This is a genomic window from Ruegeria lacuscaerulensis (genome assembly GCF_013034685.1).
In the GTDB taxonomy this organism is placed as follows: Bacteria; Pseudomonadota; Alphaproteobacteria; order Rhodobacterales; family Rhodobacteraceae; genus Ruegeria; species Ruegeria lacuscaerulensis_B.
In genome coordinates this window covers 33,406-59,276 of record NZ_WQGO01000004.1, presented here as the reverse complement: position 1 = coordinate 59,276, position 25,871 = coordinate 33,406, and the positions used below count along the sequence as shown (strand labels likewise).

The 25,871-nt window shown below is 57.6% G+C and carries 29 protein-coding genes, 1 tRNA gene and 1 pseudogene; 20 read left to right on the top strand and 11 right to left on the bottom strand.

Translation table 11 applies throughout. From position 1 onward, the window contains the following. Positions 1-9: 9 nt before the first annotated feature. Positions 10-669: an arylesterase gene (locus GOV80_RS11365; protein ID WP_170784792.1), complete on the top strand. Its 660-nt coding sequence runs from the start codon at positions 10-12 to the stop codon at positions 667-669. Here GOV80_RS11365 and GOV80_RS11360 read toward each other — a convergent pair whose 3' ends face one another. The 5 genes from GOV80_RS11360 to ettA all read right to left on the bottom strand — a co-directional run bounded on the left by GOV80_RS11360 (position 670) and on the right by ettA (position 5,141). Further along, entirely contained in the window at positions 670-1,230 is a 561-nt protein-coding gene (locus GOV80_RS11360) for a L,D-transpeptidase (RefSeq protein WP_170784790.1), read from the bottom strand. It abuts the gene before it with no gap. Positions 1,231-1,390: 160 nt separating this feature from the next. Then, positions 1,391-1,597, bottom strand: coding sequence for a cold-shock protein (locus GOV80_RS11355; RefSeq protein WP_170378838.1), 207 nt, complete (start codon positions 1,595-1,597; stop codon positions 1,391-1,393). Between the two features lie 404 nt (positions 1,598-2,001). Next, on the bottom strand, positions 2,002-2,631 hold the full coding sequence (locus GOV80_RS11350; protein WP_170784788.1) for a hypothetical protein: 630 nt from the start codon (positions 2,629-2,631) through the stop codon (positions 2,002-2,004). Between the two features lie 129 nt (positions 2,632-2,760). Further along, positions 2,761-3,357, bottom strand: coding sequence for a hypothetical protein (locus tag GOV80_RS11345; protein ID WP_170784786.1), 597 nt, complete (start codon positions 3,355-3,357; stop codon positions 2,761-2,763). 128 nt (positions 3,358-3,485) lie between these two features. Continuing rightward, complete coding sequence (gene ettA, locus GOV80_RS11340) at positions 3,486-5,141, bottom strand: energy-dependent translational throttle protein EttA (protein ID WP_170784784.1); 1,656 nt, start codon at positions 5,139-5,141, stop codon at positions 3,486-3,488. A 137-nt stretch (positions 5,142-5,278) separates the two neighbouring features. Here ettA and GOV80_RS11335 point away from each other — a divergent pair, with 137 nt between their 5' ends. The 3 genes from GOV80_RS11335 (at position 5,279) to dacB (ending at position 7,947) form a co-directional block, all read left to right on the top strand. Continuing rightward, positions 5,279-5,749, top strand: coding sequence for an MOSC domain-containing protein (locus GOV80_RS11335; protein ID WP_170784782.1), 471 nt, complete (start codon positions 5,279-5,281; stop codon positions 5,747-5,749). 32 nt (positions 5,750-5,781) lie between these two features. After that, positions 5,782-6,402, top strand: coding sequence for a nicotinate-nucleotide adenylyltransferase (locus GOV80_RS11330; RefSeq protein ID WP_170785474.1), 621 nt, complete (start codon positions 5,782-5,784; stop codon positions 6,400-6,402). Between the two features lie 66 nt (positions 6,403-6,468). Beyond that, positions 6,469-7,947, top strand: coding sequence for a D-alanyl-D-alanine carboxypeptidase/D-alanyl-D-alanine endopeptidase (gene dacB / locus GOV80_RS11325; RefSeq protein ID WP_170784780.1), 1,479 nt, complete (start codon positions 6,469-6,471; stop codon positions 7,945-7,947). Between the two features lie 2 nt (positions 7,948-7,949). Here the strand turns inward: dacB and GOV80_RS11320 are convergent, their stop codons facing one another. Both GOV80_RS11320 and GOV80_RS11315 read right to left on the bottom strand, forming a co-directional pair. Then, the gene (locus GOV80_RS11320) at positions 7,950-8,372 is read right to left on the bottom strand and encodes a tellurite resistance TerB family protein (protein WP_170772402.1); all 423 of its coding nucleotides are present in this window, start codon (positions 8,370-8,372) and stop codon (positions 7,950-7,952) included. A gap of 83 nt (positions 8,373-8,455) precedes the next feature. After that, on the bottom strand, positions 8,456-8,923 hold the full coding sequence (locus tag GOV80_RS11315) for an Lrp/AsnC family transcriptional regulator (RefSeq protein WP_170784778.1): 468 nt from the start codon (positions 8,921-8,923) through the stop codon (positions 8,456-8,458). A 102-nt stretch (positions 8,924-9,025) separates the two neighbouring features. Between GOV80_RS11315 and phhA the strand changes: the two are divergent. From phhA to GOV80_RS11295, 4 genes and pseudogenes are all read left to right on the top strand, one after another. Then, positions 9,026-9,832 (top strand): annotated as a pseudogene (gene phhA, locus GOV80_RS11310) (phenylalanine 4-monooxygenase); the annotation flags it as partial. A 130-nt stretch (positions 9,833-9,962) separates the two neighbouring features. After that, complete coding sequence (locus GOV80_RS11305; protein WP_170784775.1) at positions 9,963-11,537, top strand: lysine--tRNA ligase; 1,575 nt, start codon at positions 9,963-9,965, stop codon at positions 11,535-11,537. Positions 11,538-11,585: 48 nt separating this feature from the next. Further along, entirely contained in the window at positions 11,586-11,987 is a 402-nt protein-coding gene (locus GOV80_RS11300; RefSeq protein ID WP_170784773.1) for a DUF4864 domain-containing protein, read from the top strand. Between the two features lie 129 nt (positions 11,988-12,116). After that, positions 12,117-14,405 (top strand): glycosyl hydrolase family 28-related protein, encoded by a 2,289-nt coding sequence (locus GOV80_RS11295; protein WP_170784771.1) that lies wholly within the window; start codon positions 12,117-12,119, stop codon positions 14,403-14,405. 9 nt (positions 14,406-14,414) lie between these two features. Here GOV80_RS11295 and GOV80_RS11290 read toward each other — a convergent pair whose 3' ends face one another. Then, a complete protein-coding gene (locus tag GOV80_RS11290; RefSeq protein ID WP_237215807.1) occupies positions 14,415-15,098 on the bottom strand; it encodes a hypothetical protein in 684 nt (227 codons plus the stop codon). A 123-nt stretch (positions 15,099-15,221) separates the two neighbouring features. Between GOV80_RS11290 and GOV80_RS11285 the strand changes: the two genes are divergently transcribed. The 5 genes from GOV80_RS11285 (at position 15,222) to GOV80_RS11265 (ending at position 17,447) form a co-directional block, all read left to right on the top strand. Next, complete coding sequence (locus GOV80_RS11285) at positions 15,222-15,548, top strand: antibiotic biosynthesis monooxygenase family protein (protein WP_170772389.1); 327 nt, start codon at positions 15,222-15,224, stop codon at positions 15,546-15,548. A gap of 66 nt (positions 15,549-15,614) precedes the next feature. Beyond that, complete coding sequence (locus tag GOV80_RS11280; protein ID WP_170784769.1) at positions 15,615-16,022, top strand: universal stress protein; 408 nt, start codon at positions 15,615-15,617, stop codon at positions 16,020-16,022. A 130-nt stretch (positions 16,023-16,152) separates the two neighbouring features. Beyond that, positions 16,153-16,578, top strand: a complete 426-nt coding sequence (locus GOV80_RS11275) for an excalibur calcium-binding domain-containing protein (RefSeq protein WP_237215804.1) — start codon at positions 16,153-16,155, stop codon at positions 16,576-16,578. A 14-nt stretch (positions 16,579-16,592) separates the two neighbouring features. Continuing rightward, positions 16,593-16,946 carry an MmcQ/YjbR family DNA-binding protein gene (locus GOV80_RS11270; protein WP_170785470.1) on the top strand — a complete coding sequence of 118 codons (354 nt, stop codon included), beginning with the start codon at positions 16,593-16,595 and terminating at the stop codon, positions 16,944-16,946. A gap of 210 nt (positions 16,947-17,156) precedes the next feature. After that, complete coding sequence (locus GOV80_RS11265; RefSeq protein WP_170784767.1) at positions 17,157-17,447, top strand: antibiotic biosynthesis monooxygenase family protein; 291 nt, start codon at positions 17,157-17,159, stop codon at positions 17,445-17,447. Between the two features lie 121 nt (positions 17,448-17,568). Here the strand turns inward: GOV80_RS11265 and GOV80_RS11260 are convergent, their stop codons facing one another. Further along, positions 17,569-17,997 carry a hypothetical protein gene (locus GOV80_RS11260; protein WP_170784765.1) on the bottom strand — a complete coding sequence of 143 codons (429 nt, stop codon included), beginning with the start codon at positions 17,995-17,997 and terminating at the stop codon, positions 17,569-17,571. 90 nt (positions 17,998-18,087) lie between these two features. Further along, entirely contained in the window at positions 18,088-20,274 is a 2,187-nt protein-coding gene (gene uvrB, locus GOV80_RS11255; protein ID WP_170784763.1) for an excinuclease ABC subunit UvrB, read from the bottom strand. A gap of 153 nt (positions 20,275-20,427) precedes the next feature. On the opposite strand from uvrB, the gene GOV80_RS11250 reads away from it, so the two are divergent. The 3 genes from GOV80_RS11250 (at position 20,428) to GOV80_RS11240 (ending at position 21,315) form a co-directional block, all read left to right on the top strand. Beyond that, complete coding sequence (locus GOV80_RS11250; protein ID WP_170772375.1) at positions 20,428-20,739, top strand: ETC complex I subunit; 312 nt, start codon at positions 20,428-20,430, stop codon at positions 20,737-20,739. Next, complete coding sequence (locus GOV80_RS11245) at positions 20,693-21,217, top strand: GNAT family N-acetyltransferase (RefSeq protein ID WP_237215803.1); 525 nt, start codon at positions 20,693-20,695, stop codon at positions 21,215-21,217. Before GOV80_RS11250 ends, GOV80_RS11245 begins: the two co-directional genes overlap by 47 nt. Positions 21,218-21,238: 21 nt before the next feature. After that, positions 21,239-21,315: transfer RNA gene (locus tag GOV80_RS11240), tRNA-Arg, on the top strand. Positions 21,316-21,356: 41 nt separating this feature from the next. On the opposite strand, the gene GOV80_RS11235 is transcribed toward GOV80_RS11240, so the two are convergent. Next, positions 21,357-21,548, bottom strand: coding sequence for a hypothetical protein (locus GOV80_RS11235; protein ID WP_170772373.1), 192 nt, complete (start codon positions 21,546-21,548; stop codon positions 21,357-21,359). Between the two features lie 173 nt (positions 21,549-21,721). Between GOV80_RS11235 and iolG the strand changes: the two genes are divergently transcribed. The 4 genes from iolG (at position 21,722) to GOV80_RS11215 (ending at position 25,827) form a co-directional block, all read left to right on the top strand. Next, complete coding sequence (gene iolG, locus GOV80_RS11230) at positions 21,722-22,720, top strand: inositol 2-dehydrogenase (protein WP_170772372.1); 999 nt, start codon at positions 21,722-21,724, stop codon at positions 22,718-22,720. Between the two features lie 163 nt (positions 22,721-22,883). After that, positions 22,884-23,798, top strand: a complete 915-nt coding sequence (locus GOV80_RS11225; RefSeq protein WP_237215832.1) for a sugar ABC transporter substrate-binding protein — start codon at positions 22,884-22,886, stop codon at positions 23,796-23,798. Between the two features lie 84 nt (positions 23,799-23,882). Beyond that, entirely contained in the window at positions 23,883-25,007 is a 1,125-nt protein-coding gene (locus GOV80_RS11220) for an ABC transporter permease (protein WP_170784759.1), read from the top strand. Between the two features lies 1 nt (position 25,008). Next, positions 25,009-25,827 carry an ATP-binding cassette domain-containing protein gene (locus GOV80_RS11215; protein WP_170784757.1) on the top strand — a complete coding sequence of 273 codons (819 nt, stop codon included), beginning with the start codon at positions 25,009-25,011 and terminating at the stop codon, positions 25,825-25,827. Positions 25,828-25,871: the final 44 nt, after the last annotated feature.

The window sequence follows — 25,871 nt, the reverse complement described above, 5'->3', positions numbered from 1 at the left end:
GGCGTTCTTTTGGGATATGGAGCGGTTCGGATATTGCGCAAGGCTTTGTTGTCTTGCCTGTTTGCAGTTTGCGGTATTGCCGCCACAGCCGAACAGGTCGTGATTGCTGCATTGGGGGATTCGCTGACACAGGGTTACGGGCTGCCCGCCCAGGACGGGTTTGTGCCTCAGCTGGAACGTTGGTTACAGGATCAGGGCGTGGATGTGCGCCTGATCAATGCCGGAGTTTCAGGGGATACCACCGCCGGCGGCGCGGCGCGGGTTCACTGGACGCTGACGCCGGATGTGGATGGCATGATCGTGGCTTTGGGCGGGAACGACTTGTTACGTGGGATCGATCCGGCTGTGTCGCGGGCCAATCTTGAGCAAATCATGCAAGCCGCGCGTGCGTCAGATGTGAATGTGTTGTTGGTTGGGATGCAGGCACCGGGAAATTACGGGCCCGACTACAAAGCGGCCTTCGATACGATCTATCCCGAACTGGCCGCTGGGTACCAATCCGGCTATGCACCCAGTTTTTTCGCCGGCCTGACCCGAGACGGCGATCCCGATGCAGCCCGCACATATATGCAACCCGATGGCATCCACCCCAACGCCCAGGGCGTGGCTTTGATCGTCGCCGAAATAGGCCCCTATGTGGTGGAACTGGTCCAAGCAGCGTCGGACTAATCAGATCACAGTCACGACGGTTCCTATCGGCACCCGCGCGTACAGGTCGATGACATGGGCGTTCAACATTCGAATGCAGCCATTCGAGGCGGCGGTTCCGATGGTGCTGGGCTGCGTCGTGCCGTGAATGCGGAAATAAGTGTCTATGCCGTTTTGGAACAAATACAGCGCGCGGGCGCCCAATGGATTGTCGCCACCGCCCGGCTGGACATAGTCGTTATCCTTGAAGCGGGCATAGGTGATGGGCTCGCGCTCGATCATCTCGTCCGTTGGGCGCCAGGTGGGCCACTCTTTCTTGACGTCGATCGTGGCGGTGCCGGTGAATTCCAGCCCGGCCCGACCAACCCCGCAGCCATAGCGGATAGCCTTGCGCGGCTCGGTCACGAAATACAGGTAGAATGAGCGGGGAACGACCAGCAACTGCCCCGGCAGGAATTCTTTCTTGATCCGCACATATTGCGGCGTGGGGTCGTATTCGGCTGTCTTCGTCTTGGCAGACGCCACATGCGGAACAAGGCTTGTCGCGGCGGCGGCCGTCAGGAACGTGCGGCGTGTGAACATATCGGGTCTCTTCAATACAACAGGAAAATCATCACCATAGTGTCGGGATGATAGCTGATCCGGTCAAGCGGCTGCGAAGAGTAACTGAAATGTGATGTTGCGCTGAAAACGCAGCGCAGCTTGGCAAAAGGGCAGGGGATACCCCTGCCCTTGGACCGGCTTACGCCAGCTCGATATTGTCGGCGCTTTCGCGACCGTCACGACCCGAGCGAAGCTCGTAGGTGACCTTCTGGTTGTCTGCCAGACCGGTCAGGCCCGAGCGTTCGACAGCCGAGATATGAACGAAGATGTCTTTGCCGCCATCTTCGGGTGCGATGAAGCCGTAGCCTTTGGTGGTGTTGAACCATTTAACGGTGCCTGCGGGCATATCCGTATTCTCCTGTTTGGTGCTGCCCACGGATTTGCGGCAGCCTGGCGTCGTAGTCTGGATCGAATGACTGAGCGCCGAAAAAGGAGACAGTAGGTCGAAATAGAAAAACGTTAGCCCTTTGGATATGGCATTGGTGTGGGGATGTGGCAAGGGTGATCGTCTATGTGTACCGCAATCGGTACAAACCGCGACGGGAATGGTTCGAGGGCAACTTCAGGATTGCGAAAAGGTCAAAAAGCACCGTCTGAGACCGGGCGCGTTCAGGCCCAAGCGGTTGAAGCATAAGACGTTTGCGTGGAAATCTTGACTTTCAAATCCCGAAGCACACCGGAAAGCGTCTGCATTGCAGGCGTTGTTGTCTTATTCTCGGCCCGCGACGGCAGTCTTGTCGCTGAAATGGCCTAGGCCGAAATAACCTTGCATTTGCTCAGGCCGAAGCGGCGTGTGAGCTTTGCAGCCCTCAGCGCTTTGACAAGACGGTCACTTAGAAACAGGCTCCGGTGCAGTTGCGGATCAGTCCACAGATCGGGCCCACCCAAAGCGTCACTTGACACGAAGTAATCAAAATCATTGGGTTTATTTCCCAAATGAATCCAGATTTCCGGCGTGTTCCCCAAAGCTTCAATCCCTTTGGACTGCTCGGGAACAAATACCGTTTTCTGCTCCCCCAATGCCAGAGTAAAATACTCCCCCTCTACCGGCGTCACACGGTCGTGCTGGCAAAGTTTCAATGGGTAAAGCTGCGTCTTTCCAAGGTCCGCTTCACGAAAAACATCAGCAACCGCGCGAGAAACAACAAGGCCGTACGGCCCGTTGAAAATATCCGGTTGCGCCTTTAGCTTTTGGTCCCGATATATTCCAAAAATTACATCGGAAAATGCATCACGAGGTTGAGCGATCCCTGCCTTGTTGTTTTTTGACCCTGCTCCGGCAGCCGGTAAATCGTTCAAAGCCTGTTCCGATGTGAACGGTTTAATCAACGTTGAATCTACCATCACCCGGCTATACCAGACCCCTGTATTACTGGTCATTTGTTCACCCTTTCCAACAAATACCTTTAAACATCAGCAGGTTCTTACTCGGAACTTTCAAAAGCAAGCGAATAGGGGCGTCATCGATCGCCCGAGCTAGCGGGTTTGCGCTGGCCTTCCGCTTTGCATCTAAACCGGAAGCTTGGCGACAATATCAGCGTATTTGGGTGATGCTATAAAACACCTTGGCAGTTCTTCGACAATTTCATCAATCGAATCGTAAACATGGCTTGCCGCCGACCTGAGTTCAGTCGGAATCTCTTTGGGCGCGCGCTGTTCACGTTTCGGAAGCTTCATTTTCAGGCCGGTAAATTCCGATATGTCGCTTTGATGATCCCATATCGCATCATAGTGAACACATAAAACGGGGACGTCCTCAAATACGGCCCATTCTTTTATCTGCTTGGCTTGTTGCAGAATATCCCGCTGAAACAGATCGCAGTATTCGCCAGTCGCATGAAGGTGATAAAAATGCTGTCGGATCCAATCTTCCCCATACCGTTCTTTTGCCGAATAGACGGAAAAGGCCGAATCTTTGGTGGAACCGAAGCAAAAAACCACTCTGGTATCGGCTGGCCACTCTAACAACGCCTGCGGAAAATCATGGGTTTTGTAGACGAACGGGGCTTTGAATTCGGCGTCCCTGAGACGAGCAACGAAGGCCGAGCGTTCTGCCGCTGAAGGGTATCTTTTTCTAAGTGCCTTGCTAAGGGCAAGATAAGTCACGGTACTTCCGGATCGACCGTTGCTAGCGACTATGACGCAATGGTCGCGGTCCGATGCCTTTCCAAACCGTGCAATGCGTCCAATCGCCTGAAACAGCGATTGGAACACATGTTTGAAAGTTCGGGTTCTCACCGGGCGAACTTCTTATGCTTCAAGCGCTTAGGCTCCAACGCGTCCGGTCCCAGACGGCGCTTTTTGTCCTCTTCGTAATCCTCGAAGTTGCCCTCAAACCACTCCACATGGGCGTCGCCTTCGAAGGCGAGAATATGCGTGCAGATGCGGTCGAGGAAAAAGCGGTCGTGCGAAATCACCACGGCGCAGCCTGCGAAATCGACCAGAGCGTCTTCCAGCGCGCGCAGGGTTTCGACGTCCAAATCGTTGGTCGGCTCGTCGAGCAGCAGGACGTTGCCGCCCTCTTTCAGCAGGCGGGCCATGTGGACGCGGTTGCGCTCACCACCTGACAGTAGCGAGACCTTTTTCTGCTGATCGCCACCCTTGAAGTTGAAGGACGAGCAATAGGCGCGGGAATTGACCTGTGCGTCGCCCAGCTGGATGATCTCGGCCCCGCCGGTGATCGCCTCCCACACGGTGTCGTTGTCCGCTAGATCGTCGCGGGACTGGTCGACGTAGGACAGCTCGACGGTGTCGCCCAGCGTGATGGTGCCGCTGTCGGGCTGTTCCTGACCGGTGAGCATCTTGAACAGCGTCGATTTACCGGCACCGTTGGGACCGATGACGCCGACAATGCCTCCGGGGGGCAGGGCGAAGTCCAGCCCTTCGATCAGTTGTTTGTCGCCCATGTGTTTCGACAACCCCTCGACCTCGATCACTTTGCCGCCAAGACGTTGGCCGTTGGGGATGACGATCTGGGCGCGGGTCAGCTTTTCGCGCTCGGACTGCTCAGCCAACTCGTTATAAGCGTTGATCCGGGCCTTGGATTTGGCCTGACGGGCCTTCTGGCCCTGACGCATCCATTCCAATTCGCGCTGCAGGGTCTTCTGTTTGGACTTGTCCTCGCGGGCTTCCTGCTCCAGCCGTTTGGCTTTTTGTTCCAGCCACGAGGAATAGTTGCCCTCGTAGGGGATACCGCGACCGCGGTCGAGTTCCAGAATCCAGCCGGTGATGTCATCCAGGAAATAGCGGTCGTGGGTGACGATCAGGATGGTGCCCTTATAGTCGATCAGGTGCTGTTGCAGCCAGGCGATGGTCTCGGCGTCCAGGTGGTTGGTTGGTTCGTCCAGCAGCAGCATGTCGGGCGCTTCCAGCAGCAGCTTGCAGAGCGCCACGCGGCGTTTCTCACCACCCGAAAGGTTGGCAATGTTGGCATCGTCCGGCGGGCAGCGCAGCGCCTCCATCGAGACGTCGATCTGGCTGTCCAGATCCCAGAGGTTCTGGCTGTCGATTTCATCCTGAAGCTTGGCCATTTCCTCGGCAGTTTCGTCCGAGTAGTTCATGGCCAGTTCATTATAGCGGTCGAGGATCGCCTTCTTTTCCGCCACGCCCAGCATGACGTTTTCGCGCACGGTCAGGGTTTCGTCCAGCTTTGGTTCCTGCGGAAGGTAACCGACTTTGGCACCTTCGGCCGCCCAGGCCTCGCCGGTGAAATCCTTGTCGAGGCCGGCCATGATCTTCATCAGCGTCGACTTACCCGCGCCGTTGACGCCGACAACACCGATTTTCACGCCGGGCAGAAAGCTCAGGTGGATGTTTTCAAAGCACTTCTTGCCACCGGGATAGGTCTTTGAGACACCCTGCATGTGGTAGACATATTGATAGGCGGCCATGTCGCGTCCTCTGGGTCGGGGAAATTGGGTTGATCCGCTTGATATCCAAGCGGGGCGGGCGGGGCAAGCTGGTGGTTTTGTGAATTTTGCATTCGGATGTGCGGCGGTAGTTGTCCGATTGTAGCAAAGGGGGAAGCATGGCGGATTTGGCGGCACTGATTGCAGGATGGGCCAAGCCGGGTCGGCTGGAATGGATTGGTCTGCGACCTGATCGCAGGGTCGAGGTTCAACCGGTCGATGCCGTTATGATCTCCGCCGATGGTTTGGACGGAGACCGCGCCCGTGCGGGCAAGCGAGCGGTGACTTTGATCCAACAAGAACATCTGGCGGCGATTGGCTCTTATCTGGGGCAGGGGCCTGTTACGCCTGAAGTCTTACGGCGCAACGTGGTCGTGTCGGGAATCAATCTGGCTGCGCTCAAAGGACGTGAGGTGCAGGTGGGCGAGGCGATTTTGCGTTTTACCTTGATCTGTGCGCCGTGCAGCCGGATGGAGGAAGCGTTTGGTAAAGGTGGCTATTCCGCCGTGCGCGGCCATGGGGGGTGGTGCGCTGAGGTCGTCAAACCCGGATGGGTTAGGTTGGGTGATGTCGTGCAGCCGGTTGATTGACAAGCCGTCCCAGTTCTGAACATCAGCAGGGTATGGAGCGTTACGCGATACCATATGCGCGGCCCGGTCAGGTGATTGGGCTGTTCGGGGGATCATTTGATCCGCCGCATCAGGGCCATGTGCATGTCACGCGTGAGGCGATGAAGGCCTTTGGGTTGGATCGCGTGTGGTGGCTCGTATCTCCGGGAAATCCGTTGAAGGAGCGCGGGCCTGCACCCATGTCCCAGCGGGTGCAGGCGGCGCGGGATGTGATGCAGCATCCCAGGGTCGAGGTGACGGATATCGAGGCTCTGACGGGGACGCGCGCGACCGCGGATACGTTGGCGGCGCTGCGCAGGTTGTACCCGAGGGTCAGGTTCGTGTGGCTGATGGGGGCTGACAATCTGGCGCAGTTTCATCGCTGGAAAGACTGGCGGTTGATCATGGACAGCATCCCGGTGGGCGTGGTCGCGCGGCCGGGAGATCGCATCTCGGCCCGGATGTCGCCGGCGGCACGGGTCTATTCCAGCTACAGGATCGACGGGCAGGCGCGGCATTTGCTGGGGCGGGCCGAGGCCCCGGCATGGTGTTTCGCCAACATGCCGATGGTTGACGTCAGTTCAACTGATCTTCGCAATCGCGGCATCTGGGCAAATGGGGTGTTGCCGGAATAACCTTCGTGCGCACATAATCCTTTTTGACTGGTTGTTTGCCTGAACCCTCTGGGATTTTATTGACCCATGGCTGATCGTTTTTCACGACGTGGTTTTCTTGCAAGCCTTGGGGCGGTTGTGGCCCCCGGCATTGCGCTGGCGAATGCGCCCTTGGTTTCGTTGCGGCCTCAGATCCGTGGACCACAGAAAAACGGGGCCGAACGGCTGATCCAATCGGCCGGGCTGCGGGGCGAAGTGGCTTTTGCCGTGGCCGACGTCAAGACCGGTGTCGAGTTAGAGGCGGTGGGCGGAGATCTCAGGTTGCCTCCGGCCAGTGTGGCGAAAGCTCTGACCGCGCTTTATGCGCTGGACGTACTGGGGCCAGACTATCGCTTTGAAACCAAACTGATCGCGTATGGGCCGGTCGAGAATGGCATTCTGAACGGAGATCTTATTCTGGTCGGCGGCGGTGACCCGCTGCTGGATACGGATGCGCTGGCCACAATGGCGGCCAATTTGCGAGAGGCCGGGATCACCGAGGTGCGCGGTGCGTTCAAGGTTTATGACGGGGCGTTGCCCTATGTGTTCAGCATTGATGCCGGTCAGCCGGATCATCTGGGATACAGCCCGGCGCTGAGCGGGATTGCATTGAACTTCAACAGGGTTCACTTTGAATGGAAGCGCGAAGGCACGGATTATACCGTGACGATGGATGCCCGAAGCGCGCGCTACAAGCCGGCTGTAGATGTGGCAACTATGCGAGTCGAAAGCAGGAAAGCCCCGATCTACACCTATGATCCAAGCGCGCGGCAAGATCGCTGGACCGTTGCCCGCGGGGCGCTGGGCAAAGGTGGCGCCCGGTGGTTGCCGGTACGCAAACCGGCGCTCTACGCCGGGGATGTGTTTCGGACATTGGCGCGGTCGAACGGGATTGTGCTGGACCGTGTGCAGGTGACGAACGAAAGCCCTCAGGGCAGTTTGCTGGTCACGCATTATAGTGACACGCTGGACAATATTTTGCGGGGAATGCTGAAATATTCGACCAATGTGACGGCGGAATTGGTGGGCATGACGGCGTCCAAGGCGCGTGGTGCCGATCTGCACACCCTGCAAGACTCGGCCGACGAAATGAATCGCTGGGCCGCCGAGGCATATGGGGTCAACGGCATTGAGATGGTTGATCATTCGGGGCTGGGGGATGCGTCTCGGGTCGCGCCGGGTGATCTGGTCAAGGCGTTGATCGCAGCGCAGAAAGCCGGAGCGTTGCGGCCTTTATTGAAGAATTTCAGGTTGTTGGACAGTCAGGGAAGACCCGTCAAAGACCACCCGATCAAGGTGGACGCCAAGACAGGGACGTTGAATTTCGTCTCGGGTTTGGGAGGTTTCATCACCACGCCAGACGGGTCCGAACTGGCCTTTGCTATCTTCACAGCTGATGTCGACCACCGGGCCACAATCCCGCGCGCGAACCGGGAGCGCCCGGCGGGCGCACGCAGTTGGAATGCGCGGTCGCGCAGGTTGCAGCGCGCTTTGATCGCACGTTGGGGAACGCTGAGCGGCAGCTAGGATCAGGTGGTGTGACGTGCCCGTGCGCCGCGTTCAATTGCAGCGGCGTGCAGGCGGTCGACGTTCAACTCGTAACGGATTTCTTCCAGCAGGCGCAGTTCGGTCTCGGCCAGGGATCCGTCCGCAGCGGCCACGTCGCACGCCAGGGCATATGCGGTTTCGTTCAGCCGCTCGGGCAGGTTTTCCCGGATCAGACCAAACAGCGCATCCAGCCCGTCCTCTTGTTCGAACAGGTCGAACACGATCTGCGAGACGCGGCGGGTGCGGTCGATGTCATACTCGGCAAAGACCGGCAGCATGTTCACAGCGGCTTCGATTTTGACCAGTTCAGCCGTGCGAATGGTTTCGTCCGATGCTGAGATCGCCACCATGATCGCAACAAGGCAATCCTGCGGAGACATCGGGTGAGGCACTTGATCGGTCATGGCGTGGTCCTGATAGAGCTGTTCTGAACGCGCACGATAGGAGGGACCGGGATCGGGTTCAACGGATTTCGGCGGCCAAAGCGTCACAGGATGGGCAACGGCCCACGCGTTTTGGTCTGGCGCAGCACGAAATTGCTGCGTGTGTCGCGGACAAGGCCGGATTTCAACAGGCGTTGCATGATGAAATGTTCAAGGTCCTCGGGGGTGCGCGCGTAGACCTTCAAGATGAAATCGTGATCCCCGGTGATCGAGGCGCATTCGACGATCTGGGCTTCGGTCTCAACCAGACGCAGGAAGGACGCGATGCTGTCCTCTTGGTGGTCTTTCAACGCGATGTGAACGTAGGCGATCGCATTCAGCCCCACCGATTTTGCGGGCACCCGCGCGGCATAACCGGAGACGACACCCGTTGCCTCAAGATCTCGTACTCGCCGCCAGCATTGCGAGGCCGACAGCCCGGTCCGGTCGGCGAGATCCTGCATGGACAGACGTCCGTCTGACTGAAGCTCTTGCAGGATAGCGATGTCAGCGGGTTGAAGGATTTGGGTCATGATTGGCGCATTATTGAAATGTTTGGGCCAAAACTCCAGCAATTCCTCACGCCATTAAGTCAAATTTACCACGAGTAAGGGCTAAAATTCTATCAAGGAGGACGTTCCATGCCCAAATCCACCAAATACGTGGCCAAGCAGGCCGACGCGCGCGGCCATATTGTCTATACCGCCGAAGAGGATGCGGTTTGGGCGGACCTTTATGCAGCCCAGCAGAAAAATGTGCAGCGCTACATGGCGCATGAATATCTGGACGGGTTGAATCGGTTGGAGATGCCCAAGACCCGCGTGCCGTCCTGCGCGGATATATCCGAGCGTCTTCTGGACCTGACCGGGTGGCGGGTTCAACCGGTTCCGGCGCTGATCGGGTTCAAGACCTTTTTTGGCATGCTCGCGGATCGGGTTTTTCCTGCTGCATCGTTCATCCGTTCACGCGAGGATTTCGACTATATTGAAGAACCCGATATCTTTCACGAAATCTTTGGCCACACGCCCCTACTGAGCGACCCACGTTTTGCCGCTTTCAGCTATGCGATCGGCAACGCTGGAGTTGAGGCGGGGGACAAAGACTATGCTTGGTTGATCCGGCTATATTGGTTTTCGATTGAATTCGGATTGCGCCGACAGGACGGGCAGATCAAGGCGCTGGGCTCGGGGCTGGCGTCTTCGCCCACGGAGCTGGTTTATGCCGTGGATAGCGACGTTCCCGATCGGGACCCGTTCGATGTCATGACGATCTTGCGAACGCCGTATCGGATCGACATGCATCAGATGGGATATTTCGTGCTGGACGATCCCGAAGAGCTGTTTGCCGCTGCCGATCGGGATCTGCTGGCCGATGTGCATCAGGCGCAGCGAATGGGTTTGCTGCCGAACAAGTTCCCGCCGAAAGTGACGGCAGCCGAATAAACCGCAACCGGGGTTTCCGCTCAGAAAAACAGCGCGCTTTATTGACTCATGCTGCACCGGCACAATAGGAGGGGCCGGACGGGTCGCATGGGGCGTCCGGCGCTGTATTTCCCGATGGAGCACCTAAAAAATGTCTGAACTGCGTGAAACCGCGATGTCGTCCAAGGCTTGGCCTTTCGAAGAGGCGCGCCGGGTCCTCAAACGCTACAGACAAGGTGCGCCGGAAAAGGGGTATGTGCTGTTCCAGACCGGCTATGGCCCGTCGGGCCTGCCGCATATCGGTACCTTTGGCGAGGTCGCGCGGACCTCGATGGTACGGCATGCGTTTGAACAGATCAGCGATATTCCGACCAAGCTGATCTGCTTTTCGGATGATATGGACGGCTTTCGCAAGGTTCCGACCAATGTGCCGATGCAGGACGAGCTGAAAGAAGACCTGCATCTGCCGCTCACCAAAGTGCGCGACCCATTTGGCACGCATGAAGGGTTCGCGCAGCACAACAACGCGATGCTGTGCGATTTTCTGGATAGTTTTGGGTTCGAGTATGAATTTGCCTCGGCCACCGATTACTACACCAGCGGCAAGTTTGATGAGGCGCTGCTGATCGCGCTGGAGCGCTTCGACAAGATACAAGAAATCATGCTGCCGACCCTCGGGCCCGAGCGACGCGAGACCTATTCATGCTTCTTGCCGATCAGCCCGAAAACCGGCCACGTGCTGCAAGTGCCGACGCTGGAACGTAACGTAGCCAAAGGCACGATTGTTTATCAGGAGCCTGATGGCGAAAAGGTCGAAATCCCGGTCACGGGAGGCAACGTCAAGATGCAGTGGAAGCCCGACTGGGCTATGCGTTGGGCCGCGCTGGGCGTGGATTATGAGATGTCCGGCAAAGACCTGATCGATTCAGTCACGCAGTCGTCGAAAATTTGCCGAGCGCTGGGCAAACAGCCGCCCGAAGCGCTCAGCTATGAGCTGTTCAATGATGAGCAGGGGCAGAAGATCTCGAAGTCCAAGGGTAATGGCTTGTCGATGGAAGAGTGGCTGACTTATGCCGCGCCGGAAAGCCTGTCGTATTTCATGTACCAAAAGCCCAAAACGGCCAAGCGTCTGTATTTCGACGTCATTCCCAAGGCTGTGGACGAGTATCATCAGCAGCTGCGCGCCTATCCCGGGCAAGAGCTGAAGGCGCAGTTGAACAACCCTGTCTGGCATATCCATGGCGGTGACGTGCCTGCATCCACGCTTATGGTGCCGTTTGCGATGTTGCTGAATCTGGCATCGGTGTCTGGTGCCGAGGACAAAGAAGCGCTGTGGGGTTTCATCCGCCGCTATGCGCCCGAGGCGACCGCAGAAACGCATCCCGATCTGGATCAGGCGGCGGGCTTTGCGGTGCGCTACTTCAACGATTTCGTCAAACCCACCCGACAGCACCGCGCGCCGACTGATCAGGAACGTGAGGCACTGGAAGCGTTGAAGGCCGCGTTGCAAGCCTATGATGGCCCGCTTGAGGACGAGGCGCTGCAATCAGTGGTTTACTCCATCGGGCGCGAGCGATTCGACCCGATGCGCGGATGGTTCACAGCGCTCTACGAGGTGCTGCTGGGGGCCTCGCAAGGGCCGCGCTTTGGTGGGTTTATTGCCCTTTACGGTGTGCCCGAAACGATTGCGCTGATCGACAAGGCTTTGACCGGAGAGCTTGCCTGATTTGACCTGACATGATGTGGGGCTACCCTTGCCAAAGGAGGTAGCCCCATGCGTCGTATCTTGCTTGCCCTTTCGTTGAGTGCCGGTTTGGCCACGGGTGCATTTGCCCAAAGCACCGAGATCGAAGCCAATATCGCGGCGCAGATACAGGCGTTCAAAGCGGATGATTTCGCCACCGCCTTTACCTTTGCAAGCCCCAACATCCAGAGCATTTTCCGCACGCCCGAGAATTTCGGGAACATGGTGCGCAACGGCTATCCTATGGTCTGGCGACCCTCTGATATTCGGTTTCTGGAACTGCGCGAGATCGCGGGCGCGCTGTGGCAAAAGGTTCTGATCGTTGATGGTGCCGGACAAACTCATATTCTGGATTATCAGATGATCCAGTTAGAAAATGACTGGAAGATCAATGGCGTGCAGTTGCTGGGCAACTCGGACCCCGCGGCGTAACGCAACACCACCGTCACGGTGACATGAGCAGCGATTAACACCCTTTCTGTACTCAGGCTTTTGCGCTCGGGGCGACCCCGAGCCCTGAGTTAATGCGCGCTGATGGGTGCGATTGGGAAAGGGATTTCTATGAACAAGGCAATCACCGACGGCATCGTGTTCATGCCGCCTGCTTTTGCAAACGGCCTGAACGTCTGGTCCAGCGGCGACGGAACACCTGGCTCGCCGACCTATGAAGGCTCGGGCACCGGCGCTTTTGTTCCGGCGGATGCGGATTTCGGCGGCTGCCTTGAAATCCTCAAAGTCAGTGCAACGCAAAAGCTGCGTTATATGGGGCAGACCCCGTTGCAGCCGGGGTGCTATCTTCAGATCAAGGCGCGGGTGAAGGCAATCAGCGGGCCTTTGCCCGAGGTTCGGATCGCGGCCTGGGCTGGTGGCGCGGGTGAGACACATTTGGATGGGGTGATCGAGCAAGGCCCCGCAACCCAACTGTCGGGCTATGGCACCGTCCATGAAATCACCGCGATTGTCGGGGCGGGGCAGCGCACCGGCGTGGATATGCCCTGGGGCGTGACCGCGATTTATGGCCATTTCGGACTTGATCTGATCGGAGCGAATGGCTCGATCGTGCGGGTGGACGATATCGAGATCACGGATGTGACCGGTGTTTTTCTGCGCGACATGATTAGCCTTGTGGATGTACGCGATTTTGGCGCGGTCGGTGATGGGGTTGCAGATGATACGTCGGCCTTTGTCGCGGCGGACCAGGCTGCGGGTGGACGCCGGGTTTTTGTGTCTGAAGGCACTTACCTGCTGACTGAAAATACCACCATCGCGTCCGAGACCGAGTTTGAGGGCACCGTCACGATGCCTGACGATAAGATGCTGCTGTTGACCAAGAATTTCGACCTGCCAGCTTATATCACCGCGTTCGGGGATGAGGAGTTGGCATTTAAAAAGGCATTTCAGGCGCTGTTGAACAATGCGGACCATGAATCCCTGGACATGGGTGGACGCAAGATATCGGTAAACGGCCCGATTGACATGGCCGCAGCCGTTCCGAACCGGCAGAGTGGTTTCTCCACCCGTCGCGTCATTCGCAATGGCCAGTTCGATGTCAAAGACAATGCAGCCTGGGATACCGAGACCTTCACTTCGGTCGCAACCTACAACCCATCCGATCCGACTCGGCTGACCAATGTCGCCAATGTTGCGAATATTCCGGTTGGGTCCTTGGTAGGGGGCAATGGTGTCGGGCGCGAGATTTACGTGCGGTCCAAGAATGTTGGTGCGGGCGAAATCACTCTGAACGCCCCGATTTATGATGCGGCGGGCACGCAGTCGTTCTCGTTTTTTTCGTTCAAGTACCTGCTGGACTTCATGGGTTTCAGCACCCTGCGCAAATTTGGCATGGAAGAGATCGAGTTTCAGTGCAACGGGCGATGCAGCGGCATCCGTCTGGCACCGTCTGGCAGTACATTTGCGATTACCAACTGCTTTGTCAGCCGTCCGAAGGATCGCGGGATTACTTCAATCGGTACCGGCTGTCAGGGGATGTTGATCGACAATTGCCAGTTCCTGTCGGCTGAGGAGTCTTTCAACGTCTCGGATCGCAGATCCATCGCCCTGAACGCGACAGCGAATGATATCAAACTGCGCCACAATCGTGCTGTCAGGTTCCTGCATTTTGCCGTTCTGGGTGGGACGAACAACCTGGTGCTGGGCAACCACTTCTTCCAGGGCGACAGCATTGCTCAGGGCGTGCGCAGCGCCGGGTTGGTTATGATCGGGACCTATAACAGCTCGACCATTTCCGAGAACTATGTCGATAATTGCTTTTTGCAGTGGACTAATGAGCGGGACGCCAATCCGGCGTACACGGCGGGATTTTCGTTCAGCGCGATGACCATAACCGACAATATATTCTATTGTAACGAGGTCGCACCCTGGTTCAGCAATATTGTCATTCGGCCGCACGGGCCTGGCCATTTCCTGAATGGTGTCGTTGTTGCTGGGAACAAATTTCGCTCCATCAACGGCGCGATCGACCGAGCCGAGCGGGTGGATACGACTTTCGCGGATTTCAACCATTTCGCGCATCTGAACGTGAGTTTCAGGGACAACACGTTTCATGGCATCTCGGCCAAGGTTGAAAACCCGCTGCGTCTGGTTCACGCGCAAAGCTCGAATTCGTCGGTCTGGAGTATTGGGTCGCAAGCGCGTCTTCCATTTGGCGGAAAAGCCCGCGGGTGTGACGCGGTTACGGTGTTGGGTCCATTGAAGAACGCTTTTGGCGGGACTATCCACGACACACCTTATGTGGAGCTGGAACAGAGCAGCGGGAAGGACGTTATAAACCTGCGCTGGGCGCAATCCTTGCGCGGATCAGTCTCGACCATCATCCGAATGGAGCGCTGAGCGGCGGCGTCAGAACTCGGACCAGATTGCCAGTTTGATGCCCGTGTCATTGCGGGCATCTTTCCGCTCCAGCCCCAGAACCCAGGTTGTCGGGCTGTCCTGCCACCGGATCATGGCCGACGGCCGGACCCGCCAGAACAGAGAGCTTCCGCTGCGATAAGCGGTCTCGACCTGAAGCAAAGGGTTGATCAGCCGCGCTGAATTCAGGCCCGTTGTCAGGTCCAGTTTGCGATAGAGCGCGTCGTGGGTGCGGTATTCCAATGATGCATCCAGGGCCACCCAGCCATTGCCCCATCCGGTCGAGTACCCCTTTCCATAGGACAGGGTTGCCTTGTACAGCGCCCATGCTCCACGATAGCGGTGATGCACACCAACCCCGAACTCTGCGGCAAACCGCCCCTTTTGCTGCAAATCGGCAACCGGGATGCGGGCAAAGACAGTCGCATGACCGTAGAGGTCTCGGTTCTCTTCAAAATCGAACCCAATTGTCAGATTGTCCTGAGCACCCCATTCGGCATAAAGCGCGGATGCATAGTCATACCCCTGGTCGGGTTCCTTGAACACCGTCACCGATGCCGCCGAAAAAGCGGAATCCTTGCCGCGCAGCCATGCGCCCGACCACGCAGGCGAGGCCAACAGCATGATGAACAAAAGGTAAAGAACCCGGTACATAGGCGCAGCATCGGTCAGCATGGTTAACAGATCGTTAGTGAAATGACGAATTCCCGCTGCCGTGGCAAAGTGCTGAATTCGCCAACAAAGGCGGGACCTTTGGAAATCCTATGCTAGGCTGGGCTCAATAACAGGAGATTCCAGATGCCGAACATTGCCAAGAACACCAGCGTCCAAACCGTGATCACGACCTTCGAGATGACGCCCGGTACCTGTCAAGACCTGCTTGAGGCGCTGACTGACGCCTATGCCGATTTCATCTCGAAGCAGCCCGGCTTTGTGGCGGCGGGGCTGCATGTCAATGACGCTCAGACGCGGATCGCCAATTACTCGCAATGGGAACGGCGCGAGGATTTTCTGGCGATGCTGCGCACCCCGGAAATGCGCGACCGGAATCGCAAGATCAACGAGCTGTGCAAAAGCTTTGAACCGGTGATGTATGATGTTGCCGAAACTTTTAGCGGATCGTGACCTAAATCAAAGCCGTGCCTTGCGAATTGGCGCATCCTGACCGCGAAATGAACGGAGGTGCGCATCATGTATCACAATATTCTGGTCCCGATTTCCTTTGATGCCGAGCGGGATATTTCCGGCCCGCTGAAACTGGCCAAGGTGTTGGCAACCCCGGATGCACAGGTCACGCTGCTGCATGTGGTCGAGCATATCCCGAACTACGCGATTTCCTATATGCCGCCCGAATATCTGCGCGAAGCCCGCAAGGCTCTGCAAACCGAATTGGACAGCTTGGCCGCCAAACTTCCCAATGCCAAAGGTGTGGTTGTCGAAGGGCATTCCGGGCGCACCATTCTGGATTGGTCCGAAGAACATAAACCCGACCTGATCATCATGGCCTCGCACCGACCGGGGATGCAGGATCTGCTGCTGGGATCGACCGCCAACCACGTGGTTAGGCACGCCGCTTGCGCGGTGCATGTGGTGCGCTAGCTGCGCCGCGGATCGGGCATATCCGTCCGGACGAAATAATCGACCGTATTCGACGCGGAATTCCGCACAGATACGTGAGGGCGGGAACTCGGGTCTCGATATTGCCACAAAACGGTATTAGCCTTTTGTTATGTCAACACATGCGCCTGAGCGGCGTCCACTTCTTACTGATCCGAATGCACCGGCCCGCATCCGACGGGCTGAGGCGCTGCGCAGGCGGGCGCTGTCTCCGATACGTATCCTGCTGATGATCCTGATGCTGCCGGTGACAACCGCCGTGATTGGATTCAGTGTTTATTTGCGCACCTCGGATTTCGAACAGGAAGAGGCGGTGCTGCATCTGATTGCCATGGCTGGATGTCCGACAGCGTTGAAAGTGATTCCCGGCCCCTATTATGCGGGTGAGCTCGGCTATCACTTGCGTAACGACCCCGATGGGAATGGTGTTGCCTGCGAAACGCCTCAGCAGCTTGCCGTTCCGGTCACGGCCGAAGCCCCGCAACTGGCGCAACCGGTCGAGCGCTCTGTCGGCAGCGCCAAATTCCTGCGGCCCTAGTTCAATCCGTGATGATGACCCGAGATGCGTTTAACGCGTTCTGCGCCAGCCTCAAAGCCACAACCCATGTGGTGCAATGGGGCAATGCAGATGTGTGGAAGGTAGGCGGCAAGGTGTTTGCGATCTGTGGCTGGCATGAAGGGCGCGACGCCGTCACCTTTAAAGCCACCGATCTGACGTTTGAGGTCCTGAGCGACGTTCCCGGCATCCGCCCCGCGCCCTATCTGGCCTCACGCGGGATGAAGTGGTTGCAGGTCTATGAGGAACGCGGGATGAGCGATGCCTCGCTGCGCGAGCATATCGTGACGTCTTATGACTTGGTGGTGGCGAAGCTGACCAAGAAGGTACGGGCGGAGTTGGGCGTTTAACCTAGGCGGCAGCCCTGCAACATCTCGGTTCTATGCGCTGGGTTGCAACTTTGGAGTGTCAGTCAGGATGCTCGGGTAAGGCGCGAGGTTGAAAATGTGCTGAATTCGTAAGTATCAATACGAGATTTGTGCCTGCCATGCTACCGTCTGCGCGGCGGGATTTCTTTGATCGCGCCCTACGGCAATTTCGCCAGACGAGGGAGGAACATTATGTTTGCGCGTATTACTCAATTCAAAATGAAGCCAGGCACGCGCGAGGCCGCGACGGCGAAAATGAACGCGTTGAAGTCAGAAATTATGAGCATGCCCGGCATGCACAGCTTTACCAATGTGATGAACGAAGACGGCTCGGGCTATGTGATCTCGGTGGTCGAGAGCGAGGCGACCTCGAACGCGAATGCCCCGAAAGTGGCCGAACTGTGGGGCCATTTCGCCGAGTTCATGGAAGGGCCGCCGACACCGGTTGGGTATGATGTGATTGCCCATTGGGATAAGGGGTGAACGCTGACGTGAGCGAGAAAAACTCGCTCGGGTTCAAACCGATTGAGATTTGCTCACTTAGTCCACATTGCCGTGAAAACGCGATGAAATCCATGTCAGGGATGGTTGCGTTCCGGATGACTTAGGATAGTTGAGCTCCAGCACATTCGCGAAAAACCCGCACTGGGTCAGCAGCGCCGTCCAGCGAGAATGTGGCCACATGATCCTGCGTGAATGCGTAGGCTATTTGGTTGTACTCCAACCCATCAAGCACGTTTCCGAAGCCCGTATTCGTGACGGTCAAAGACGTTGCGCCATTGGAAAGAACATGGCGCGATGTAGAAATCTCGATCGGTGACGCGCCTTCAAAACGCATTGCAAACCACGGGGCTTGTTTCCAAACAGAGTTCGTTTGGGTCACGGTAATTGAATAAAGCGGTTTAGACGGGTCGTAGGTGAGAAATATTTTCGCTGCGTCAGTCTCGTGCGAAAGCGTGCAAATTTGACCAACGGTTGCATCCCACGCAAAGGCAGGCGTGCTAAGGATCAGTGATATCAGAACGGCTCGCATACTTTGAACCTAGCCACGGAATGCGGTTAGGCAAGGCGGCTGAAGCAAACAACGCCATGTGCTGCAACTTTGTATTGCGTCGCCAACAGTCTAACGCTTCCGTCGCTTCACATTCCCACCGCGTTGCCCCGGACGTCCAGCCGTTGACCGACCACGCGATTTCACCGCATCCTCGGACGCTTTCTCGACCGCCCATTGGCGCGCCATGGGGTCGTCGGCGACGGCCAGATCGACCGCCTCCAGACGTTTGATCTCATCCCGAATATTGGCGGCCTCTTCGAATTCAAGGTTCTCGGCGGCTTTGCGCATCTGTTCGCGCAACCCGTCCAGATGGGCCTCAAGGTTGGCGCCGTGCATCGGTTTGTCGATGGTGGCGGTGACGCGGTTCATGTCGACGTCGCCCTCATAGAGACCGGCCAGAACGTCCTCGACATTCTTTTTCACCGTCTCAGGCGTGATGCCGTGTTCCTCGTTATAGGCGATCTGCTTGGCGCGGCGGCGGTTGGTCTCGTTCAACGCGCGTTCCATGGAACCGGTGATCTTGTCGGCATACATGATAACCCGGCCCTCGGCATTCCGCGCGGCGCGGCCGATGGTCTGGACCAGAGAGGTCTCGGACCGCAGGAAGCCTTCCTTGTCGGCGTCCAGAATGGCGACCAGCCCGCATTCGGGAATGTCGAGCCCCTCGCGCAGAAGGTTGATGCCGACCAGCACGTCAAACGCGCCCAGCCGCAGGTCGCGGAGGATTTCGATCCGTTCGATCGTGTCGATATCCGAGTGCATGTAGCGCACTTTGATGCCTTGTTCGTGCAGGTATTCGGTCAGATCCTCGGCCATGCGTTTGGTCAGGGTCGTGACCAACGTGCGGAAGCCATCGGCGGCCACCTTGCGTACCTCGTCCAGTAGATCGTCCACCTGCATCGAGACGGGTCGGATTTCGACCTCGGGGTCCAGCAGGCCGGTAGGGCGGATGACCTGTTCGGTGAAAACGCCACCCGATTGGTCCAGCTCCCACGCTGCCGGGGTGGCTGAAACAAAGACGGATTGTGGGCGCATGGCGTCCCATTCTTCGAACTTCAGGGGGCGGTTGTCCATGCAGGACGGCAGGCGGAACCCGTGTTCGGCCAGTGTGAATTTACGACGATAGTCGCCCCGGTACATGCCGCCGATCTGCGGGACAGACACGTGAGATTCGTCGGCAAACACGATAGCGTTGTCGGGGATGAATTCGAACAGGGTCGGGGGCGGTTCGCCCGGCGCACGGCCGGTTAGATAGCGCGAGTAGTTCTCGATCCCGTTGCAAACGCCGGTCGCCTCAAGCATTTCCAGATCGAAATTGGTACGCTGTTCCAGTCGCTGGGCTTCCAGCAATTTGCCTTCGCCGACCAGTTGGTCCAGCCGGATGCGCAACTCTTTTTTGATGCCGATGATCGCCTGCTGCATCGTGGGCTTCGGCGTCACGTAGTGCGAGTTTGCGTAGACCCGGATCTGCTCCATCGTATCAGTTTTCTCACCGGTCAGAGGATCAAACTCGGTGATTTGTTCCAATTCTTCACCGAAGAATGACAGCTTCCACGCACGGTCCTCAAGGTGGGCAGGCCAGATCTCCAAGCTGTCCCCACGAACCCGAAAGGACCCACGCTGAAACGCCTGGTCGTTGCGGCGGTATTGTTGAGCCACCAGATCTGCCATCACCTGCCGCTGATCATATTCGCTACCGACTTTCAGGTCTTGCGTCATCGCCCCGTAGGTTTCGACTGAGCCGATGCCGTAGATACAAGACACCGACGCCACGATGATCACATCATCACGCTCCAACAACGCGCGGGTGGCCGAGTGGCGCATCCGGTCGATCTGTTCGTTGATCTGGGATTCTTTTTCTATGTATGTGTCGCTGCGCGGCACATAGGCCTCGGGCTGGTAGTAGTCATAGTAGCTGACGAAATACTCGACCGAGTTTTCGGGGAAGAACCCCTTGAACTCACCATAGAGCTGCGCGGCCAGCGTCTTGTTGGGCGCAAGGATGATGGCGGGACGCTGGGTTTCTTCGATCACCTTGGCCATAGTGAAGGTCTTGCCCGTCCCGGTCGCGCCCAGCAAAACCTGATCGCGTTCGCCATCCCGCACGCCGCCCGCCAGCTCCGTGATGGCGGTGGGCTGGTCGCCTGCGGGCGCAAAATCAGTGTGCATGACAAACGCCTTGCCGCCCTCAAGCTTCAGGCGGGCGCGGACATCTTCTGAGGTCAGCTGGGTCTTGTCGGAATGTGCATAGGCCATAAGGGGAGATTCCTTTCGGGCCTGATTTTGATCTGTTTTTGTTCTTGTTCAAGAGGCCATTTCAATCACACCAAGTTGCGACATTTACGGACTTGTCCACGCAGCAGCTCTGACGCATAAACATGCCCAGCCAAGTGAGTACGGAGAGGCGACATGCGCGCACGGATTTACCAGCCTTCGCGAAATGCGATGACCTCGGGGATGGCCAAAACCCGCAAGTGGGTTCTGGAGTATGCCCCTGCTTCGTCGCGTGAGGTTGATCCGTTGATGGGCTGGACGTCCTCCAGCGACACGCAAACTCAGGTGCGCCTGAAATTCGACACCAAGGAAGAGGCGTTGGATTACGCCAAGGACCACGGAATTGATGCGCAGGTGACCGAGCCGCACAAGCGCAAACCCAACGTTCGAGCAGGTGGATATGGTGAGAATTTCGCCACCAACCGGCGCGCACCCTGGACGCACTGAATTGATCGACATCCGCGAAGCTGACCCAACATCGGACGCGCTGCGCCCGGTGATTGAGGCGCATTTTGCCCATAGTGAAACCGCGGGACCGGCGGAAAGCAATCATACGATGGATGCCAGCGGCCTTGCGGGGCCTGGTATCCGGTTCTGGGCGATGTTTGACGCCGAACAGGCCATCGGCTGTGGTGCGCTCAAGGCATTGCCGGATGGCACGGCCGAAGTTAAATCCGTGCATGTCGTCGTAGCGGCGCGCGGCCGGGGTCTGGCGCGCACCATGATGGCCCATCTGGCGGATGTCGCGCGGTCTGAAGGGATGCAGGCACTGGTTCTGGAAACCGGGGCAGCCCATTTGCCCGACTATGACGCGGCGCGTAAGCTGTACGAGGCGCTGGGCTATTCCTATTGCGGCCCAATCTTTGGTTACTCCGAAGACCCAAACAGTGCCTTCATGCGCTTGGCCCTTGAACCCCGCGCTTAAAAACCGCAAGAAGGGCGCAGCGGTCCCTTAGCTCAACTGGATAGAGCAGCTGACTTCTAATCAGCAGGTTGAGGGTTCGAGTCCTTCAGGGATCGCCATTTCTCACCGGTTTGGCCCGACGGGCCCGAGCATCGCGCGATCACCGCGCCAGAACATACCGCGCGACCAGAAAGATGCCGACAAGTGCGGCGATCATGATCTCGGGGTTCTGTTCGAAATATCCGACCCAGTACGAGATATTCGACCCTCCGCCACCACCTCCGCCGCGGTAGCCACCGCCACCGCCGACAGAACCGCCAACCGTACCCGTGGCAATTCCATATTCAACCATTGCAACACCCCCCGGAACTCGCAAACAGGGCTGCATCTTATCATGAAACCCAAGAAAAATCCTCTGTCGGTCGAACCGGGTGCTGACACTGGAATACGCAACAGCAAAAAAATTCTTGCAACCGGTTGCAAAAACCAACACTGTGGCGTGGAATAAAGATTCGAGGAACCCTCATGCTGAACGTCGGATTGATTGGCGCGGGACGGATTGGCCGTGTTCATGCTGAGGCTATAGCCGGGCATGCGCAATCCAAGTTGAGCGCCGTGTCTGACGCTGTGGCCGAGGCCGCCGAAACTCTGGCAAGCGCATATGGGGCTCAGGCATGCACCTCCGAGGCGGTGATCAATGACCCGGCGATTGATGCGGTGCTGATCGCGTCACCGACGGACACCCATTCGGACCTGATCGAAGCGGCGACCCGTGCCGGAAAGGCGGTTTTGTGCGAGAAACCGGTTGATCTGGACCTGAAACGGGCAATTTCCTGCCAACAGGTCGCGGCCGCAACGGGTCAGCCCGTGATGGTCGGGTTCAATCGCCGCTTCGATCCCAGTTTCGCGTCTTTGAAGCAGGCTTACACCAGCGGAGATATCGGCAAGGCCGAGTTATTATCGATCACCTCTTTCGATCCAGCTCCGCCGCCCGTCAGCTATGTCAAAACCTCTGGCGGGTTGTTTCGGGACATGATGATCCATGATTTCGATATGGCGAATTACCTGATGGGGCAGGCGCCGATCACGATTTCTGCGGTTGGATCCTCGGTTGTGGATCCCGAAATCGGGGCTGTTGGAGACGTGGATACCGCTGTAACCACAATGACTTACGCCAATGGTGCCATCGCGGTGATCAAGAATTCGCGGCGTGCAGCCTATGGTTATGATCAGCGGGTTGAATTGCTTGGGGCCGCTGGGTTGCTTCAGGCCCATAACGTTCTGGAAAACACGGTCGTCAAATCCACGGTCGATGGCGTGGTTGGAGCAAAGCCAACGTATTTTTTCCTGGAGCGCTACATGCCAGCCTACCGGGCCGAATGGGATGCGTTTGTCGGCGCGGTGCAAACCGGCATGGCGATGCCCGTCACGTTGGAGGATGGCGTGACCGCCTTGGCAATGGCCGAGGCTGCGACCCGCTCGGCAAAAACCGGGCAACCGGTCGCTTTGGAGGATGTTTTTTGAAACCGGTTGCAAAATTGCCGGATATCCTCAAACTGAGGAAAGCCCGGTGCCGAACCGGGGCAGAGGAGATTCGGTTTAACCGAATGGCCGGGCAAACCCGGCACACTGATTGACTGTTCTATTGGGAGGAATGGAAATGAAGAAGTTTGTAAAAGGCGTGCTGATGGCCAGCGCCGTTGCGTTCGCGGGCGTCACTGGCGCTGCGGCCGAGGGCGAGAAGTACATTCTGGTCAGCCACGCTCCGGACAGTGATAGCTGGTGGAACACCATCAAGAACGGGATCGCTCTGGCGGGCGAGCAGATGGGTGTCGAGGTTGAATATCGCAATCCGCCCACCGGTGACTTGGCCGACATGGCGCGGATCATCGATCAGGCCGCTGCTTCGGGTCCGAACGGGATTATCACGACGCTGGCGGACCCCGACATTCTGGAAGGCCCGATCAAAGCTGCCGTGGATTCGGGCATCGACGTTATCATCATGAACACCGGCACGCCGGAAAAGGCGCGCGAAGTGGGTGCGTTGATGTATGTCGGCCAGCCGGAATATGACGCAGGCTACGCCGCCGGTCTGCGCGCCAAGGGCGACGGTATCGGCTCGTTCCTATGTGTGAACCATTATATCGTACAGCCCTCCAGCCAGGAGCGGTGTCAGGGTTTTGCCGACGGTCTGGGGATCGAACTGGGTGAGCAGATGATCGACGCTGGTCAGGACCCGGCCGAGATCAAGAACCGCGTTCTGGCTTATCTTTCGGCTAATCCGGATACGGATGCCGTGCTGACGCTGGGGCCGACCTCGGCTGATCCGACCATTCTGGCGCTGGAAGAGAACGGCATGGCCGGTGACATCTATTTCGGCACCTTCGATCTGGGTGGTGAGATCGTGAAAGGTATCAAAAGCGGTGTGATCCAGTGGGGCATCGACCAGCAGCCTTTCCTTCAGGCCTATCTGCCGGTTGTTGTGATGGCCAACTACCACCGCTATGGCGTTCTGCCGGGTAACAACATCAACTCGGGCCCCGGTTTCGTGACCGCAGACGGTCTAGGTAAAATCGAAGAGTTCGCGGGCGAATACCGCTGATCTTCAATTTCGGTGCGGACGCGGTTGCTGCGTCCGCACCCTAGCAAAATCTAAGCATTCTATAGAGCGCGAGGGGAGGCACCTATGGCTGAATCAGCGCAATCCGCAATGGGCGGTGACGAACGGATCAAAGAGATCTCGCCGTTGCGTCGTGCCCTGATCCGTCCCGAATTGGGTGGTATGGTCGGCACTGTCGCCGTGTTCACATTCTTCCTGCTATTCGCCTTTGACAGCGGCATGTTCAACGCGCAGGGCGTTATGAACTGGTCGATTGTCTCGGCCCAATTCATGATCATTGCCGTGGGCGCCTGCCTACTAATGATTGCAGGTGAGTTTGACCTTTCTGTGGGCTCGATGATCGGGTTCGCAGGGATGATGATCGCAATCTTCTCGGTCACGCTAAGCTGGCCGGTCTGGATGGCGATCATTGTGACCTTCGCGCTATGCATCTTTATCGGTGCGGTGAACGGCTACATCGTTGTGCGCACCGGATTGCCCAGCTTTATCGTAACGCTGGCCTTTCTTTTCATTCTGCGCGGCTTCACCATCTATTTGCCCCAAACCATTGAGCGCAAAACCATCATTGGTGGCATTCGCGACGTGGCCGAAGGCGATTGGCTGGCTGCAGTCTTTGGTGGCAAGGTCGGGCAGGGTCTGTTCGTCTGGTTAGGTGATGCGGGCATTATCGAGACCTTCGAGCGCGGTACGCGTGCCGGTCAGCCTGTGGTCGACGGCATTCCGATGCTGATCATTTGGGCGCTGGCCATCATCCTCTTTGGTCACATCCTTCTGACCAAGACAAAGTTCGGCAATTGGATTTTTGCTGCGGGCGGAGATGCCGAGGCGGCGCGGAATTCTGGTGTGCCGGTGAACCGGGTCAAGATTCTGATGTTCATGTTCACCGCCTTCTGCGCCACGGTTTTCGCCACCTGTCAGGTGATGGAGTTCGGATCAGCCGGGGCGGATCGCGGCCTGCTGAAAGAGTTTGAGGCGATCATTGCCGTGGTCATTGGCGGCGCGCTTCTGACCGGTGGTTATGGCTCGGTTCTCGGCGCGGCTTTGGGTGCGCTGATCTTTGGCGTGGTGCAGCAGGGGCTGTTCTTTGCGGGGGTCGAAAGCTCACTCTTCCGGGTGTTTTTGGGTGTGATCCTGCTGGGTGCGGTGATCCTGAACACCTATATCCGCCGCATCATCACAGGAGAGCGCTGAGATGACCGAAGATACCAAATTCCATCACGGCGACGCGCAGGAGCAGGCTCCGATCATTCGGATGGTCGATATCCAGAAACACTTTGGCTCGGTGATCGCTCTGGCCGGGGTCAGCTTCGATCTGAGGCCAGGTGAGTGTCATTGCCTGCTAGGTGACAACGGTGCAGGCAAATCGACCTTCATCAAGACCATGTCAGGGGTGCATAAACCAACGGCGGGTGAGATCTTTTTCGAAGACAAGCCAATGCATTTCGAAGACCCGCGCGATGCGATTGCAGCGGGGATTGCGACGGTGCACCAGCATCTGGCCATGATTCCGCTGATGAGCGTCAGCCGCAATTTCTTCATGGGCAATGAACCGACGAAGAAAGTCGCAGGCATCAACTTCTTCGACAAAAAACTGGCCGATGAGATCACCATGGAGGAGATGCGTAAGATGGGCATTAACCTGCGTGGGCCTGATCAGGCGGTCGGCACCTTGTCAGGGGGGGAACGCCAGACGGTTGCCATCGCCCGTGCGGTGCATTTCGGCGCGAAGATTCTGATTTTGGACGAACCGACCTCAGCCCTTGGGGTGCGCCAGACCTCGAACGTTCTGGCCACAATCGACAAGGTGCGTAGTCAAGGTGTCGGCGTTGTCTTTATCAGCCACAACGTGCGCCACGCCTTGGCGGTTGGCGACAGGTTCACCGTGCTAAACAGGGGACAGACGCTCGGTACTGCTAAACGCGGTGAAATCTCGCCCGAAGAGTTGCAGGACCTCATGGCCGGTGGACAGGAACTGGCTGAACTGGAAGGGTCGTTGGGCGGGACTGTCTGACACGGCCCCGTCACGCATATTGGCAAAACTGAAGTTCAACGGAT